Genomic DNA, 15,751 nt, shown 5'->3' with positions numbered 1-15,751 from the left:
ATGCGGTTTGGCTATGATTTGTACAAATTTTATGTATAATATTGCGTTGGATTCCTCTTTGAACTAAGATGGGTATATTACCAAAGAAGATTTTTATAGAAAGGGGCCTTGTCTATGAAACTTGCAGAAGCATTGATTGCCCGGTCGGATTATCAAAAACGGATTGAGCAGCTCAAAGTCCGCATCAGCAATAACTTGAAAGTGCAGGAAGGAGAGGAACCGGCCGAAAACCCAAGTGAATTGCTCTACGAACTGGACATGGTCTTAAAAGAATTGACGATCCTCATCAAGCGCATCAACAGGACCAACTGCAAGGTGATGTTCGATGAAAAGCGGACGCTTTCGGATGCACTGACTGAACGGGATCAAATATGGAATCAGCGTTTGATCCTTTCCAAGATTGCTGAGCAGGCCTCCATCCGGACTGACCGTTTTAGCCGTATGGAAATCAAAACAATTAGCATTCTCGACGTGAAGGCCATCCAAAAGCAAGTAGATGACTTGTCAAAAATGTTTCGGGAACTGGATACGAAAATTCAGGGACTGAATTGGACTGTTGAATTAGAATAAGTGGACGTCGGTAGCTGGCCAATCACAAAGGTGAGTGCACACCCGCCAACAGGGAAAGTTGGACTTACTGGCAGGCGGAAAGGGCTACGCCAATCGGTTCAAATCCGTCATGAACAACTGAGGCCCAGTAAAGTGACAATAGTACAAATAGATTGTAACAGTTATGACCATGCACTAATTTGTGCGGCCGGCGAGGGTGGGTAAGGGGATTGTCCATAACCCAAAAACCGTGTAATCAAGCACGGTTTTTTTCTTCGAAAGTATGGGATTGCCCCCGATCTTTTAAGTGTGCTGTCATATTTCATTCAAAAGGAACAGGCTGTTTAAAACCAGGCTCCAAAAGAGCTTGGTTTTTTGACGTTTATTTACAGTTTCACAGTCTCATTGAATGACGTTACCGATAGATAGTTTACTAGCCTGGATTCTAGGGAACAAGGGTATCGATTGTTTGAAATCAAGATGAAAAATGCTGAAAGGGTGAATGTGGTATGGATTCTGAAAAAAATCGCAAAGATGAACAGCTGGAGCAGTATCGAAAGGCGAATGCCGGCAAGCCGATGACTGACGAAAGTGGCATGAAGGTCGCGAACGATCAGAAGACACTCCGAGCGGGGAAACGCGGCCCGCTTTTAATGCAGGATTTTCATTTCTATAAGAAACAGTCGCATTTCAACCGGGAGCGTATCCCGGAAAAAGTGGTGCATGCACGCGGATTCGGTGCATACGGTGAGTTCGAGTTGTATGAGTCTATGAAAGAGTACACGGTTGCCGGTTTCCTGCAGGAGCCAGGGACAAAGACGCCGGTATTTACCCGCTTCTCCAATTTCATCGGAAACCGCGGCTCCAAGGATACCGCCGTGGATATCCGTGGATTTGCCGTCAAATTCTATACGCAAGAAGGGAACTACGATTCACTTTCCCTGCAATTCCCTGTATTCATCATATCTGATGCTATGAAATTCATGGATGTAACGCATGCGGCAAAGCCGAATCCGAGAACCCATATTCCGCAGGCGACTGTCGCACACGATAATTTCTGGGATTATGTCGTCAGCAATCCGGAAGCAACCCATATGGTCATGTGGCTGATGTCAATGCGCGGCCGCCCAAGAAGCTGGCGCATGATGGAAGGATATCCAATCAACACTTTCCGTTTCATTAATGAGAAGGGCAAATCGACTTTCGTCCGTTTCGTCTGGAAACCGAAACTTGGCGTTCACTCTCTGTTGCTTGATGAAGCGAATGTGATTGGCGGCGTGGATCCAGATTTCCATAGAAAGGACCTGGTCGAAGCGATTGGCAGCGGCTCTTTTCCGGAGTATGAGCTGGGGGTCCAGCTGATCGATGAGAAAGACCAATTCAACTATGAATTCGACATTTTGGATGATACGAAATTTTGGCCGGAAGAGGAAATACCGGTTAAGATCATCGGCAAGATGACATTAAACCGCCTAATGGATAACTTTTTCGCGGAGGAGGAGCAGTCTGCCTTCAATCCGTCGAATCTTGTCCCGGGAATTGAATTCACTAACGATCCTGTCCTTCAAGGCAGATCGTTTGCCTACCGCGATACCGAGCTGTATCGCCAGCATTCGCCTAATTTCGAAGAACTGCCGGTAAACCGTCCGATCTCCGAATCAGCAAGCAATTTACGGGATGGTTATCTAAAGTATCCGATCGATACGGACCCTGTCCATTATCATAATAATTCTGTAGCGGGAAATACGCCTGAAGAGACATCTCCTGAAGAAGGAGGTTACGAAAATTACCCAGAGCAAGTAGAAGGCCAAGTGACAAGGGAGCACCCGAGCGAGTCATTCCAGGATTATTATACGCAAGCGCGTATATTCTGGAACAGCTTATCGATGCCTGAGAAGCAAGATCTGATCGAATCGTTCAGCTTTCACCTTGGAAAGGTGATGGATCCTGAAATTCGCCAGAAAAATGTGGAGCTGTTCGCAAATGTAGATAAGCAAATGGCATCAATGATTGCAGAAAACATCGGTGTTGAACCTCCGCAAACAGACAACGTGGAAATTGATAAAGAGTACGCATCCCTTAGCCAGCTGAATTCTCCACATTCCGCGATGACTCAAAAGGTTGCTGTTCTGATCGGTAATGGGTTTGACGGCAAGGAAGTGTCAGAAGTACTGGACGCCTTCAAAGAAAACGGCGTCATGCCGGAGCTGGTTTCAGACAAGCTCGGCACAGTGAAAGGGAAGGATGGCAGTGAACTTCAAATCGATAAGTCATTCATCACTGTACACCCTGCTCTTTACGATGCAATTTATGTCGTCGGAGGAGAAACCGCTGAGCAGATGAAGTTCGACCAGTATGTATCGGACTACGTGAAAATGCATTATATGCACATGAAACCGATTGGCCTATCTGCCGATGCGGAGTCATACTTGATGAAGTCTGAAGGAAATAACTTGGATGGTGTCGTGCAGGCTGATGGCAATTCAGATTTCGCCGTGCAGTTTGTGGAGTCACTTGCGAAGAAGAGATTCTGGGACCGTACCTGAAGTGCGTGTCAGCTAGAGAATGGCCTCCTCCGCTTCAAGCGGAAGGGGGCCTTTATGTATTGGAATAAAAACACTGTACCCAGAATCTTTGCTTTAAACAAGCATACCTTGCTTTCATCTTAAAAAATATATGTTATAATCGATAAGTGATTGAAAGATAATTTTTTTAGTAATATGGATACAGAAAAGGGTTGCAACGCCAGATGGTCATTGCAAAGTGGGGCGCCTGGATCCTTTCTGCAAATTCTACATAGTAAGGATGTTATATATGAACAGCAGAGAAAACAGTACTAATACAGATGTCATCCTCATCGGTGCAGGAATCATGAGTGCGACACTGGGAACGCTGCTCAAGGAATTGTCGCCCGATTGGAACATCAAATTGTTTGAGAAGCTGGACAAGCCGGGAGAAGAGAGTTCCAATGAGTGGAATAATGCGGGTACAGGCCACTCAGCATTGTGCGAATTGAACTACACACCGGAAAGATCGGATGGCACAATCGACATTTCAAAGGCGGTAAGTGTCAATGAGCAATTCCAAGTATCGCGTCAATTTTGGGCGCATCTCATCGAACAGGGGCTTATCAGCAATCCTGAGCAGTTCATCAAGCCGATCCCTCACATGAGCCTTGTCGAAGGTGAAAGCGATGTCACGTATTTGAAGAAGCGATACGAGGCACTGAAAGATCATCCTCTGTTTCAAGGGATGGAATTCTCTGATGATCCAGAGAAGATGAAGGAATGGATTCCATTAATCATGGAAGGCCGCAAAGAACATCATCCGATGGCAGCTACCAAAATCGATTCTGGCACAGATGTCAACTTCGGCGCCCTCACACGGATCTTGATGGAGCATTTGACAAAGGAAGGCGTCTCCGTCAATTACAAGCATAGTGTGAAAGATATCCGCAGAACAGCTGAAGGATTATGGGAAGTAAAAGTGATTGATGAAGAAGGCGGCAAGATCGAGTTCCATACTGCGAAGTTCCTATTCATCGGGGCAGGCGGTGCAAGCTTGCCGTTACTTCAGAAAACTGGAATTCCAGAATCTAAGCATATTGGCGGTTTCCCGGTCAGCGGGTTGTTCCTCGTCTGCAAAAACCCTGAGATTGCGGAACAGCATCATGCCAAAGTATACGGCAAAGCAAAAGTGGGCGCACCGCCAATGTCTGTACCTCACCTCGATACGAGATATATCGACGGCAAGAAATCGCTCTTGTTCGGTCCGTTTGCCGGCTTCACACCGAAGTTCCTGAAGACAGGTTCCTATATGGATCTTATCAATTCAGTTAAACCGAACAACGTATTTACGATGCTTGCTGCTGGCGCAAAAGAGATGCCATTGACGAAATATCTTATCCAGCAAGTCCTTTTATCGAACGACAAGCGAATAGAGGAATTGCGTGAATTCATCCCGACCGCTAAAAGCGAGGACTGGGAGGTTGTGGTGGCAGGCCAGCGTGTGCAGGTCATCAAAGATACCGAGACTGGCGGGAAAGGGACACTTCAGTTTGGTACTGAGGTTGTAACAGCTGCCGACGGTTCTGTTGCGGCACTGCTTGGCGCTTCTCCAGGCGCTTCTACGGCGGTTCAGGTCATGCTGAATGTTCTCAACAATTGTTTCCCGGATCATATGAAAGAATGGGAACCTAAAATCAAAGAGATGGTTCCTTCATATGGAAAGAAACTATCGGAGAATCCAGAGATGTTCAAGGATATTTTCGCTTCTACATCGAGAGCGCTCGGCCTTGCTGAAAAAGCTACATCAAATGAATAAGAGTACGCCGGTCTCCATGCGCAAAATGGAAACCGGCGTTTTTTTAAATAAATCATTCCCCCTTCAATCACCTCGCTGCCATATATACGCACAAGCCAGTAGGCGGTTTCAATTATACAATACTTCTGTACATTCAAACTATGAGTTATACTATTGACAAAGAACCATGCATGCCGTGGGAGAATTTGAGCCTTCCCATTGCATATATTCAAAGGCAGGGCCATGAACCTTGCGGGAGAGGAGAGTTTTTATGGATCAAAAACAGCCATCCATATATGTTGAATCGCCTGTAAAAACAGTATTCAAGAAATTTGGGAATGCCCGTGATGTATCGCTCGTATTCGGCGATCCAGTGGAAGTCGGCCTCAAGAAAGTGATCCCTGTTGCAAAATTGCATTACGCAGGAGGGGGCGGGGGTGATGGGAAAGGTGCGGATGGAGGAGGAGGAAGAATTTCGGTCAAACCGATCGGCGTCTTTGAAGTGTCGCCCAGCGAGACGAAATTCAAGCCTGCGAAAAGTCCAGGACGGCTCGCGGTTCTCATGCTTCTAGCCGCCCTGGCGTCTTTGCTGTTTATGAGCAGAAAGTGATTCATTGGCCTGGCAGCCAATCCTCGCTTGATCTCCGCCCGGATGATTCAGCATACACGGGGGACCGGAATCTAAGGATCGGATCGTCCGAACATTCCAGTCCCTCTACTTCTGCGGTTGGATCGAACACGAAAGATTCGGCCTCATCATCCCGTTTCATGCGCAACACCAGTTCACCAGCATAGACGATCGGGCGGTCATCGGGCCACTTTTGGCTTGGATCATCTATCGGATCCTTGGGAGAAGCGAGCTGCATGACCAGCCTGAAACGCACCGGTCCAGTGCGCACTCGGTCGAGCAATTCCTTTTCAAGATCTTTTCCACTTGAATGGCCGACTTTTTCCTCACCGTCAACCGGTTCAAAGCGGAAGCGGACCGCTTGCTTTTCTCCTTGTCCATTCACTAGATAGTAGGAATGAAGCGCATGATATGTTTCTGCTGCAAAACTTGTGGGCGGTTTCAGCTTCTTCAAGATGGCGGGGATCGTGCGGAATTCCGGGTCACGGCGGAGTATGCGCCATTTCTCCCGAACCGACAGCAACCCTTTCGTCATAACTTGCAGTAGCCGAATGAAAGCTTCAGGGGTTTTTGTGACGAATACCGATACATTTGCCATCGTCAGGTTTGTTAATTGCCCATCGGTTGATTGGAACTGAACCGCCATGCCTTTAATCGGAGATAACAGTTCATTAGGATCCGGTGAGGGCCAGCTATGCGAGAAACGGACGACGGCGGACACCTGGCTGTTTAAATGGAATGCAGCCGAATAGGCGGAAGCTTGCGCGCTTGGCAAGAACTCTGCATCAAACCCCATCCCCTTCGTATGAGCGCGCCGGTAGCCTGGATATTTTCCAGCCATGTTCTCGATCGTATCAACGGCTTCTTTTGCTGAAACCTTTCTATTATCATCATTTTGCATACCGTTCACCTTGCTTTCCATTCTGTTTAATATTCTATACCCTAACAGCGAGCATCCATACTTCATGCCAATATGCTATACTGAAAGGAAAAAAGGCTTCCAAATGCCTGTAGTTGAGAGGATTGGTTTATATGCAATTTGAAGAAATCCTACCCCAATTAAAAGAAGGGGCAAAAGTGATACGTAACGGATGGGGCGGCGCTGAGCTGTATGTGAAGCTCGTGGATGGCGGGGAAATTGACGGCAAGAAGCTGAATCCCTATTTTGTCATTGACGTAGATGGAGAAGGATATACGATGTTCACGCCGACCGTCTGTGATCTGCTTGCGGAGGATTGGAAACTCGTCGATTGAAGGAGAACAATATGAGATCGGATGAATTTGAAAGCAAGACCGTCTTCATTACTGGCGCTGCCTCGGGGATAGGACAAGCCCAAGCACGGGCTTTTTTGAATAGCGGAGCTGCCGTATACGGTTTTGATGTGAATGAGGAGGGGCTGGCTGGGCTGAAGGCGGAATACCCTTGTTCCTTTGCTTATTTTGCAGGCTCCGTAACGGACCGGCAAGCTGTCGCGATGGCCGCCGAGCAAGCGCGAGATGTCTATGGAAACATTCACATACTGGCCAATACAGCAGGCTTGCTCGACGGATATGCAAAGACGCTTGAGACCGATGAAGCTCTGTGGAATCGGATCATGGATACAAATGTGAAAGGGATGTATTATGTGACCAATGAAGTCCTGCCCCAAATGCTTGCGGAGAATAGGGGCGGTGCCATCATTAATATGGCATCTGTCGCAGGACTCGTAGCTGGAGGCGGCGGGGCGGCCTATACCGCATCCAAACATGCCGTCATCGGCTATACGAAACAGCTTTCGCTGGATTACAGCAGGGAAGGTATCCGCGCAAACGCAATTGCTCCAGGCGCCATTGAAACGCCGATGAACGCTGCTGATTTTGCGGGAGACGGCTCAGTGGCGAAGTGGGTCGCCAAAGAGACGCCTGCGGGCAGGTGGGCAAAACCGGAGGAAGTTGCGCAGCTGACCTTATTTTTGGCTAGCTCTGCTTCAAATTATATTACGGGAGCTGTCATTCCAATTGATGGCGGTTGGATTGTGAAATGATATGTTCAAAGTAATCCTTTTCTGATATACTTACCAGGCAGGCAAATCAGCCTGCACTGCGGCACTTCGTCCGGATCAGCTCCGGCATCCTTTGGCCGCAGTTATTACTAAAATAGCAAATGCTATTTTACAAAGGAGAATGTGCATGAGCACACGTACAATAACATCACCTTCCAGGTCTGCTGTCAGCGAGATGGCGAAGGTATCCATTGTTGCAGCGCTGTATGTAGCGGTGACGCTTTTATTCGCAGTTGTCAGCTTTGGCGCCGTCCAAATCAGGCTGTCGGAAATGTTCAATTATCTTGCTTTGTTCAACAAGCGGTATGTGGCAGCAATAACAATCGGTGTCATAATCGCTAACTTCATGTCGCCGACGTGGATTCTTGATGTGCCGATTGGAGGAGCGGCGACATTCCTTGTTCTGCTCTTGTCAAGACTCGCAACGAGACATATTCAACGTCTTTGGTTGAAGTTTGCCGTCACGGCAGTCATTTTTGCATGTTCGATGTTCACAGTAGCTGGACAATTGACAATAATGCACGGAGCCCCTTTCTTTATCACTTGGGTAACAGTCGCAGCGGGAGAGCTCGCTTCGATGGCGGTAGGCGGCTTTCTGATATATGCAGTTCAGAAGAAGATGGATTTATCAAAATAATGGAATGAAAAAAGAGTTCGCTTGTATAGGCGGACTCCTTTTTTTATATGGTGGGGATTTCACATGTGGCGATGGGTCAGTTGCAGTATTCTTCGGGTTCCACTTCGATCAGTTCCAGAGCAGTCTGCAGAAGATGCATGTCGTCGAGGATCACAGTTTTCAAAGTAGTGGGGGCAACGTGGTATTCATCAGCGAGAAGCTGGAGTTGTCTTGTTAGCATAAACTGTTCGCGCTCTATCTGCATACGCACAACCTCCTTCTAGCCTACAATACCCATGATGCTCGGTGGACAAACTTGGAAACGAGTGTTAAAAGTGTTTAGAAGGAAGAAAAGCAGCCACGCATCTCGAAGGTGCCATGGCTGCTTTTCTTGGTTTGTCAATGCTGATTGGCATGGAGTCTTGCGAACATGCCGCCGTACTCGACGAGTTCATCATATGTGCCTTCTTCCGAGATGCCATCCGGAGTGACGACGATGACCCGGTCTGCATTCCGGATGGTCGTCAAGCGGTGGGCGATGACAAGAGTCGTCCGGTTTTCAGACAGCTCCTCAAGTGATTCCTGTATAAGGCGCTCGGTTTCCGTATCAAGTGCAGAAGTCGCTTCATCGAGTATGAGGATCGGCGGATTCTTCAGGAACATCCTTGCAATCGCAAGTCGCTGTTTTTGGCCGCCTGAGAGCATCAATCCCCGTTCGCCGATCTGGGTTTCGTACCCATCCGGAAGGTTCGAGACGAACTCCTCAAGATGTGCACGCTTTGCCGCCATGAAGATCTCTTCGTCAGTTGCGGCGAGATCCCCGTATGCGATATTCTCTTTGATCGTACCGGTGAACAGGAACACGTCCTGCTGCACGATGCCGATCTGGCTTCGCAGCGATTTTTGCGTCATCTTCCGAATATCAAGTCCGTCAATCTCAATTGATCCTTCATCAACATCATAAAAGCGTGGGATCAGAGAGCAGATTGTCGTTTTTCCTGCACCTGATGGGCCGACAAATGCGACTGTCTGGCCGGCATTTATGGACAGGCTAATCTTATTGAGCGCAGGCTTCTTCCCCTTATAGCCGAAGGAGACGTCCGATAACTTGATGTCGCCGTTTAAATGGGGAACATCAATTGCGTCTTTCGCATCTTTGATCTCCGGTTCCTGGTCCATAAGCTCGCGGAACCTAGTAAAGCCGGCCATGCCTTTCGGATACATCTCCAGTAACGCGCTGATTTTATCGATCGGCTTGACAAGTATGTTGATGAACAATATGAAACTCACCAGTTCCCCGTATGTAAGCTTGCCGGTCGTCGCAAACCAGGCGCCGACTACGAGCACGACGAGGGTCATAAGGCGCGTTGCCATATAAATCGAGGAAGATGTCCAAGACATGACTTTATAGGCGACGAGTTTTGCTAGACGGAAGTTTTCATTGTCACGGTTAAAACGTTTCATTTCAAAATCTTCATTTGTAAATGATTTTACAACACGTGATCCGGAGACGGAATCTTCAACCCGTCCATTCACTTCCGCGATTTTACCATACATATTATGCCATGCAGCATTCATCCGCTTATTGCAATAGGTGACAATGACAATCAGGACGGGTACCATGACGAGCGTGATGAGGGCAAGTTCAGGGTTGATCGTATACATAAGGCCGAAAGCACCCACGATAGTCATGATTGCGATAAATGCATCCTCAGGTCCGTGGTGGGCGAACTCTCCTATATCGAACAAGTCGGTCGTGATCCTGGTCATAATATGACCGGTCTTCGTATTGTCGAAAAAACGGAAAGACTGTTTTTGTACATGGTCGAACAATTCTCGTCTCATATCGGTCTCGATATTAATGCCAAGCTTATGGCCGAGATAATTGACGAGATATTGCAAGAATGTGCTTACGCAGTAAATGAGCAACAGCATAATGCTGATCATCGTGATGCGTCCCCAATCGCCAGAAGGGAGCAGCTTATCGATGAACCACTGTACAGCTACAGGAAATGCAAGCTCTAGCAGGGCGACAAATACAGCGCTCGAGAAATCGATGATAAACAGTCTGCGGTGCGGTTTGTAGTATGAAAAGAATTGTTTTAGCATAATGGGTCCTTTCAATCTATTCGGTTATGATTTGCAACAATCTTTAGTATAACGCAACATAGGAAAGCATGCACTAAGCGAGAGGATAAACCATCAATTTCAAAACACGCAGCCCGGATTGTGACTAGTTAGAGGGGTGACACAGTGAGGAATCAAAACTGAACCCAAGTCGTACAGAGTTATATGGAAGAAGTGTTGACTGCCATAGGTATAACGCACATGACAGGTGAGATTGAAACAGAAATGTACAAGCACACGCATGGCATCGGCCATGGATAGGATTGAAACGGTTTGGACACGATAGATATAACATGTCTTTCAAGGAGTGCATCTGTCATGTATATCGGAACCGGTTCGTATATGAAAGGCTTTTTTGTCAAGTGGGTATTAACATTTTCAGCAGTATGGCTCATCCTATCGGGTATATTCGGGGCATCATTTTTCAGTTCTCTTTTTGTCAGCACAGCTGTTACTGTTGTCGGCTATGCTGGAGACGTATTTATCATGCCGTTCTTAGGCAATGTCCTTGCTGCCGTCGGTGACGTTGTTATTGCTTTCGGCATCACGTGGCTGTCTGGGATATTCCTTTTCGCTGGACTGCCTTCCCTCGTTCTGGCTTCTCTCGTCACAGCTCTAGGAATCGGCGTATTAGAACTCGTTTTCCATCGGTATATGGCGACAAGTGTGTTTGATCAAGAGAAGGAGAGCGACCCTCATCCGGCGAACCATCCTTATTTTGATTATGACCGTAATTTAAGGGCTGAGTTCGGTGAGGAGTTCGACCTGGAGGAGATGCGGAAAGAACATGAATTCCAGGAACGGAAGCGGAAAGAAAAGAAAGATGAATGATAGCGATTTCTTGCCGTACGGGTGAGTGTTGCGTTTGGCCCCCGACTCTTGTATGATGGAATGAGAATGATTACGGTTCTCAATTGTGGGTCGGGGAAGGATGATTACATTGTTTCGCATTATCATTGCTGCTATTTTGATCGGTATTGCTTTAGGATGTTCTGTCGGTTCTCTCGGGAATAGTCCATACTCCGGAGGGATGATGGCCGGGCTGCTTTCCATTGCCATGATTGGCGGAATTTCTGCCGTCTCCTATTGTAAAGTGAAAAAGGAAATATGACGTAATATACATCAGCGGCCGGCTGGTGTTTTTTTATATGCTTTTTTAGGGCAGACTGGAAATGGGACACAATGATCATGTTCAATTGTGCTTACATCATATACAATTTGTTCTGCTGTCTATTTTTACACATAGGAGGTACGTATGTTTTTTATTGAGGCGAAACGAATTGCCGTTGTTATATTTGGCTCACTGCTTGTAGCAGTCTCGCTGAACTTTTTCTTGATTAATGCGAACGTCTATGCAAGCGGATTTTCAGGTGCTGCGCAGCTTGTGTCAAGCATTTTTAGCGACCAGCTTGGATTGACGGTCAGCACAGGGATTTTACTATTGCTTTTCAATATCCCGGTGTTCATCCTTGGCTGGTTCAAGGTAGGGAAAGGATTTACCATTTATAGTATCGTATCGGTTCTCTTCACTACCTTGTTTTTAGAGCTGCTCCCTGTCTTATCGGTGTCTGACGATATCATCTTGAATGCGGTATTCGGAGGCGTCATTGCAGGGGTCGGTGTCGGAATCTCTCTGAAACTGGGCGCATCGACTGGCGGAATGGATATCGTTGCCATGGTGCTGTCAAGGCTTCAGGACAAACCGATCGGTGCCTATTATCTGATTTTGAATGGCGTCATCATTGTGCTTGCAGGCATCCTGTATAAACCGGAGAATGCCCTGTATACGATGGTCGCCCTCTATGTAACGACGACAGTGATTGATATGATCCATACGCGGCATGAGAAGGTGACAGCAATGATCATCACTCATCATGCGGAAGAGCTGCAAAAAGCGATACATGAGAAGATGGTGCGAGGCATCACGATATTACCGGCGACCGGTGCATATTCGAAAGAGACTAAAAACATGCTGTACCTGGTCGTTACACGCTATGAACTTTATGATTTGGAGAAGATCATCAAAGAGGTGGATCCAAAGGCGTTTACAAATGTTGTGCAGACTGTAGGGATTTTCGGTTTCTTCCGAAAAGAGGGGGAGACCGTATAAAAAAGAAGGCACCCGGTCACGAGGGCACTGAAAATCTTACGATTTCAAGAAGATTTCTCCTTAGAAACAAAAAAGAGGCGATTTCTGTTCGATTTTGAACAGAAATCGCCTCTTTTCTTCCTCTTATTATTGCACTTTCTCTGTTAAGAGCTTCAGGATCCGTTTCAGATTGACTGCGAATATCGTGGTCGCTGCCTGAACATCCATGCCAAATAAACCCGCGGATTTGGCCGTATGAAACCCATGGGCATGTTTCAGTTCACTATTTTTCGCTTCAATCTTATATCTTTCCCGCGCAAGTTTCTTAAAGTGTTCTGTCTCCTGGAAAGCAGCCTGTTCTACATGTTCCGCCGATTTGATGGATACGGAATAGGTCTTGCTTTTGGCCCCTTCCTTGTAACAGCCCTCTCGCATTGGACACGTCTTGCATTTTTCGATATCGAAATAGAACGTCATGGACTGGTTTTTCCCCTGGCCTTTTTTGCCAGTTCGTGCCTTCCGCGTCGCAAGATGTCCCGCCGGGCAGACAAACATACCGGCATCCTTGTTGAAATCAAACGCCTGTGTCCTGGTCCCGTTCAGAATCGGATTCAGTTTGGAGATCAATTGGATCTCTTCCTTCTGGGTATAGATCAGGTTATCTTTTCCTGAATATGCCGCGTCGCCAAGTACCGTGCTAATTTCCATGCCAGCCGTTCTGCTTTTTTCGATTAGTTCCTTTAGGTAGTGTCCATCGCTTTTTTCACCCGTCGTAATAGTTGCCGCCGTGATGATCCGTTCATCACACATCGCAAGATGCGTCTTATATCCAAAAAAGGAGGAATCCGCCGATTTATGGCCTACCCGTGCGTCTTGATCCCCGGAATATGCAAGGTGGTGTTGGGTATCCTCGACTATTTCCTTCAATGTGTTCAAACGCTCTTTGACAGCGGGCACCTCGGCGATTTGGGGTTCGTTCTCGAGTACGGTGATGACCTTCTCACAATAAGCCAATTCCTCGTCCATCTCCTGGGAAATTGGTTTCTCAGGAAACCTTTCTTTCATCGATTCATCGATTTTATAGACAGCTTTCCGCACATTCTTTGCTTTCTCTTGGAGGAACTCCCTCGGTGATTTTTGATTAAACCGAGCCTTTGTGTGGGTGGCATCCACAATCAAGGTCTTGCTTGTGATGAGCTTCTTATCCAGCGCAATCTCGACTGTCTTCCCGATCAGCATGTCTAATAGACCGACGTCCTGTAGACGCAGTCTGCGGAATTTCGTGAGTGAGCTTGGATCGATGACTTCATCTTCTGGCGCCATGCCTAGGAAATACTTGAAGGACATGTCGTATTTAGATCGTTCCACAAGATCGACATCAGACAGATCGTGGATCGCTTTTAACAGAAGATATTTGAACATACGGATGGGAGGAATCGCGTTCCGACCGTTATCGAGACAGTATTTAGTCTTCAGCTCATCAAGGATGAAAGAGAAATCGACCAGCTCATTGATTTGTCGAAGCATATTGTCTTTCGGCACAACGAGATCGTAGATCGCCATGTAGGGACTTAAGGGAAGGGTTTCTTGGTTTGAAATCATGAGACGCACCACCTGTGTTTTCTTACCATAAAGTATACAGGATTATTCTAGTGGATTGTAGTGGAAGGCGGCGACTCCAGCGGGAACAGCGCGAGCCGAAGACCCTGGACGGAGCGCAGCGAAGGAAGCGGCTGAGGCCGTGCCCGCGGAAAGCGTCCGCCTGGAACGGAAATCCACGGCGCCAAAGGGAAAAGCTCAGCAGGAAACGATAAATCGTTTCCTGCCGAGCTAAAAAGCAACTTGGGTACTTTTTCAGTGCCCTCCCGGTCACCGGTGTGCCTTCTTTTTATTTGCTTGTGGAGTCCTCTGCGGTTGTCGCCTGTGATTCGGAGGATTTAAGAAATTCATTGATAGCTTCAATGTTTTTATCAAAATCGATGTCAAGAACATCGCCGACTCTTGTGCCTCTTAGGTCTGTGAAAGAATTATCGACCGGGATGCGCAATGTCTGTACAGCTTCGGATTTGTTGTCCAAAAGCCCTTTGCCGATCGATAGCATCGTCTTTTTATCTATATTCGTATTCAGGTAGGCATCGGCTGTACCGAGCAGTTTTGGCAGGCTGACGAGACTGTGGATGCCGACCGCTTCATCCTTCAGCTTTGAAAGGACTTCCTGCTGTCGTGCCACACGTCCGAAATCACTCTGTGCATCATGGCGGAAACGGACATATCCAAGCAGCTGGTCACCGTGAAGGGTCTGTTTGCCCGGTTTCAATGTCATATAAATTCCGTGTTGCATCGTATATGGAATATCCACTTCAATTCCGTCCGGCGCAACCATATCGGCAATTTTAGGGAACCCCTTGAAATCGACGATTGCATAATAATGAACATCAAGCCCGAAATTCTCTTTCAGTGTTTGCCGGACGAGTTCGGGACCTCCGAACGAATAGGCTGCATTCATTTTCTGCATTCCATGTCCTGGTATCTCCACATACGTATCCCGCATGATGGAAATGAGCTTGACCTGCTCCGTTTTCTGATTGTAATTTGCGATAATCAGTGTATCTGCACGTCCATCTTCATCCTTACGGGCGTCTGAGCCGAGCAGCATGACATTAATCTCACCAAATTTAGGTTCCTCGCCTTCAAACAGTTCATCGAATTCTTCATCCTTAACATCGCTGTCAGAACCGCTTGCAAGGCCGGCGTTATATTGGGTCACCCAGTAAAGGACTCCTGCCCCGATAATCATTAGCACAACAAGGGAGAAGATCAGCCCTCTCCGTCTTCGTTTTTTTACACGTTGCTGATGTTGGTCACTTCGTTTCATGTAAATCACCTATTGTAAAAGATTTTATTCTGTTCCGATGATAAGACGGCGGATCGGTGTAAAGGTTCCTCAAGAAATGTATTATACCATTTCGGCTGCTGTCTATATAGTGTCCAAATGATGTTTATTCAGGAAGAGGCATAGGGAAGAGATAAGAAGACAGGTATGGAAAGGAGCACGTGCTATGAAACAGACTGCAGATTTAGATGAGTTCATGCAATTTTCGAGAGAGCAGATGTCGAAAGATGTGGATGGGGTATTGTATGTCAACCAATCGAACAAGAATCCGGAAGAGCCCTTGCCGAGCGACGAAGACACTGCTGGCAGAATCACTCTTCAAATGCTGCGATTTGTGCTCGAGACCGAAGGGGATGCAATGTATTTTGAGTTTCCTTTTTATGAAACTGCCCAGATTGAAGAATTGAATTCTCTGCTGACACCGGTTTATGAAAAATTTCCGAAACAGGTGATCTCCCTCTCGGAAATCGACCGGTTAGTAGCAGGTTAACCTGAGCGGCAGCTA

At 47.1% G+C, this 15,751-nt stretch carries 16 protein-coding genes; 11 read left to right on the top strand and 5 right to left on the bottom strand.

The window, feature by feature from the left end; genetic code table 11:
* Positions 1–114 precede the first annotated feature (114 nt).
* The 4 genes from ACZ5FK_RS02820 (at position 115) to ACZ5FK_RS02805 (ending at position 5,461) form a co-directional block, all read left to right on the top strand.
* Positions 115–570: a DIP1984 family protein gene (locus ACZ5FK_RS02820; protein ID WP_464806400.1), complete on the top strand. Its 456-nt coding sequence runs from the start codon at positions 115–117 to the stop codon at positions 568–570.
* Positions 571–1,058: 488 nt separating this feature from the next.
* Positions 1,059–3,095: a catalase gene (locus ACZ5FK_RS02815; RefSeq protein ID WP_464806399.1), complete on the top strand. Its 2,037-nt coding sequence runs from the start codon at positions 1,059–1,061 to the stop codon at positions 3,093–3,095.
* A 268-nt stretch (positions 3,096–3,363) separates the two neighbouring features.
* A complete protein-coding gene (locus ACZ5FK_RS02810; protein ID WP_464806398.1) occupies positions 3,364–4,872 on the top strand; it encodes a malate:quinone oxidoreductase in 1,509 nt (502 codons plus the stop codon).
* A 250-nt stretch (positions 4,873–5,122) separates the two neighbouring features.
* A complete protein-coding gene (locus ACZ5FK_RS02805) occupies positions 5,123–5,461 on the top strand; it encodes a hypothetical protein (protein ID WP_464806397.1) in 339 nt (112 codons plus the stop codon).
* A gap of 1 nt (position 5,462) precedes the next feature.
* On the opposite strand, the gene ACZ5FK_RS02800 is transcribed toward ACZ5FK_RS02805, so the two are convergent.
* Positions 5,463–6,380: a catalase gene (locus ACZ5FK_RS02800; protein ID WP_464806396.1), complete on the bottom strand. Its 918-nt coding sequence runs from the start codon at positions 6,378–6,380 to the stop codon at positions 5,463–5,465.
* Between the two features lie 131 nt (positions 6,381–6,511).
* Between ACZ5FK_RS02800 and ACZ5FK_RS02795 the strand changes: the two genes are divergently transcribed.
* The 3 genes from ACZ5FK_RS02795 to ACZ5FK_RS02785 all read left to right on the top strand — a co-directional run bounded on the left by ACZ5FK_RS02795 (position 6,512) and on the right by ACZ5FK_RS02785 (position 8,158).
* Positions 6,512–6,733: a DUF2829 domain-containing protein gene (locus ACZ5FK_RS02795; protein ID WP_464806395.1), complete on the top strand. Its 222-nt coding sequence runs from the start codon at positions 6,512–6,514 to the stop codon at positions 6,731–6,733.
* A gap of 11 nt (positions 6,734–6,744) precedes the next feature.
* Positions 6,745–7,503: a 3-oxoacyl-ACP reductase gene (locus tag ACZ5FK_RS02790; protein WP_464806394.1), complete on the top strand. Its 759-nt coding sequence runs from the start codon at positions 6,745–6,747 to the stop codon at positions 7,501–7,503.
* Positions 7,504–7,648: 145 nt separating this feature from the next.
* The gene (locus tag ACZ5FK_RS02785; RefSeq protein WP_464806393.1) at positions 7,649–8,158 is read left to right on the top strand and encodes a QueT transporter family protein; all 510 of its coding nucleotides are present in this window, start codon (positions 7,649–7,651) and stop codon (positions 8,156–8,158) included.
* A 76-nt stretch (positions 8,159–8,234) separates the two neighbouring features.
* On the opposite strand, the gene ACZ5FK_RS02780 is transcribed toward ACZ5FK_RS02785, so the two are convergent.
* Positions 8,235–8,402, bottom strand: a complete 168-nt coding sequence (locus ACZ5FK_RS02780; protein WP_464806392.1) for a hypothetical protein — start codon at positions 8,400–8,402, stop codon at positions 8,235–8,237.
* Between the two features lie 134 nt (positions 8,403–8,536).
* Positions 8,537–10,246: an ABC transporter ATP-binding protein gene (locus tag ACZ5FK_RS02775; protein WP_464806391.1), complete on the bottom strand. Its 1,710-nt coding sequence runs from the start codon at positions 10,244–10,246 to the stop codon at positions 8,537–8,539.
* Positions 10,247–10,582: 336 nt separating this feature from the next.
* Between ACZ5FK_RS02775 and ACZ5FK_RS02770 the strand changes: the two genes are divergently transcribed.
* The 3 genes from ACZ5FK_RS02770 to ACZ5FK_RS02760 all read left to right on the top strand — a co-directional run bounded on the left by ACZ5FK_RS02770 (position 10,583) and on the right by ACZ5FK_RS02760 (position 12,374).
* The gene (locus tag ACZ5FK_RS02770) at positions 10,583–11,095 is read left to right on the top strand and encodes a DUF2512 family protein (protein WP_464806390.1); all 513 of its coding nucleotides are present in this window, start codon (positions 10,583–10,585) and stop codon (positions 11,093–11,095) included.
* Between the two features lie 109 nt (positions 11,096–11,204).
* Positions 11,205–11,375: a hypothetical protein gene (locus tag ACZ5FK_RS02765; protein ID WP_464806389.1), complete on the top strand. Its 171-nt coding sequence runs from the start codon at positions 11,205–11,207 to the stop codon at positions 11,373–11,375.
* Positions 11,376–11,519: 144 nt separating this feature from the next.
* Positions 11,520–12,374: a YitT family protein gene (locus tag ACZ5FK_RS02760; RefSeq protein ID WP_464806388.1), complete on the top strand. Its 855-nt coding sequence runs from the start codon at positions 11,520–11,522 to the stop codon at positions 12,372–12,374.
* Positions 12,375–12,500: 126 nt separating this feature from the next.
* Here the strand turns inward: ACZ5FK_RS02760 and ACZ5FK_RS02755 are convergent, their stop codons facing one another.
* Together ACZ5FK_RS02755 and ACZ5FK_RS02750 are read right to left on the bottom strand one after the other, a co-directional pair.
* Positions 12,501–13,955, bottom strand: a complete 1,455-nt coding sequence (locus tag ACZ5FK_RS02755) for an IS1182 family transposase (RefSeq protein ID WP_464805533.1) — start codon at positions 13,953–13,955, stop codon at positions 12,501–12,503.
* A gap of 286 nt (positions 13,956–14,241) precedes the next feature.
* The gene (locus tag ACZ5FK_RS02750) at positions 14,242–15,228 is read right to left on the bottom strand and encodes an LCP family protein (protein WP_464806387.1); all 987 of its coding nucleotides are present in this window, start codon (positions 15,226–15,228) and stop codon (positions 14,242–14,244) included.
* A 184-nt stretch (positions 15,229–15,412) separates the two neighbouring features.
* On the opposite strand from ACZ5FK_RS02750, the gene ACZ5FK_RS02745 reads away from it, so the two are divergent.
* The gene (locus ACZ5FK_RS02745; RefSeq protein WP_464806386.1) at positions 15,413–15,736 is read left to right on the top strand and encodes a hypothetical protein; all 324 of its coding nucleotides are present in this window, start codon (positions 15,413–15,415) and stop codon (positions 15,734–15,736) included.
* Positions 15,737–15,751 lie beyond the last annotated feature (15 nt).

The sequence above is a fragment of the Sporosarcina sp. GTC18466 genome (genome assembly GCF_055389225.1).
This window is presented reverse-complemented; position numbering and strand designations above follow the sequence as displayed.

Coding starts and splice junctions, on each gene's coding strand:
- ACZ5FK_RS02810 (WP_464806398.1), top strand. CDS start 3,364: ATGAACAGCAGAGAAAACAGTACTAATACAGATGTCATCCTCATCGGT.
- ACZ5FK_RS02815 (WP_464806399.1), top strand. CDS start 1,059: ATGGATTCTGAAAAAAATCGCAAAGATGAACAGCTGGAGCAGTATCGA.
- ACZ5FK_RS02820 (WP_464806400.1), top strand. CDS start 115: ATGAAACTTGCAGAAGCATTGATTGCCCGGTCGGATTATCAAAAACGG.
- ACZ5FK_RS02800 (WP_464806396.1), bottom strand. CDS start 6,380: ATGCAAAATGATGATAATAGAAAGGTTTCAGCAAAAGAAGCCGTTGAT.
- ACZ5FK_RS02745 (WP_464806386.1), top strand. CDS start 15,413: ATGAAACAGACTGCAGATTTAGATGAGTTCATGCAATTTTCGAGAGAG.
- ACZ5FK_RS02770 (WP_464806390.1), top strand. CDS start 10,583: ATGTATATCGGAACCGGTTCGTATATGAAAGGCTTTTTTGTCAAGTGG.
- ACZ5FK_RS02795 (WP_464806395.1), top strand. CDS start 6,512: ATGCAATTTGAAGAAATCCTACCCCAATTAAAAGAAGGGGCAAAAGTG.
- ACZ5FK_RS02790 (WP_464806394.1), top strand. CDS start 6,745: ATGAGATCGGATGAATTTGAAAGCAAGACCGTCTTCATTACTGGCGCT.
- ACZ5FK_RS02760 (WP_464806388.1), top strand. CDS start 11,520: ATGTTTTTTATTGAGGCGAAACGAATTGCCGTTGTTATATTTGGCTCA.
- ACZ5FK_RS02775 (WP_464806391.1), bottom strand. CDS start 10,246: ATGCTAAAACAATTCTTTTCATACTACAAACCGCACCGCAGACTGTTT.
- ACZ5FK_RS02755 (WP_464805533.1), bottom strand. CDS start 13,955: ATGATTTCAAACCAAGAAACCCTTCCCTTAAGTCCCTACATGGCGATC.
- ACZ5FK_RS02750 (WP_464806387.1), bottom strand. CDS start 15,228: ATGAAACGAAGTGACCAACATCAGCAACGTGTAAAAAAACGAAGACGG.
- ACZ5FK_RS02780 (WP_464806392.1), bottom strand. CDS start 8,402: ATGCAGATAGAGCGCGAACAGTTTATGCTAACAAGACAACTCCAGCTT.
- ACZ5FK_RS02805 (WP_464806397.1), top strand. CDS start 5,123: ATGGATCAAAAACAGCCATCCATATATGTTGAATCGCCTGTAAAAACA.
- ACZ5FK_RS02785 (WP_464806393.1), top strand. CDS start 7,649: ATGAGCACACGTACAATAACATCACCTTCCAGGTCTGCTGTCAGCGAG.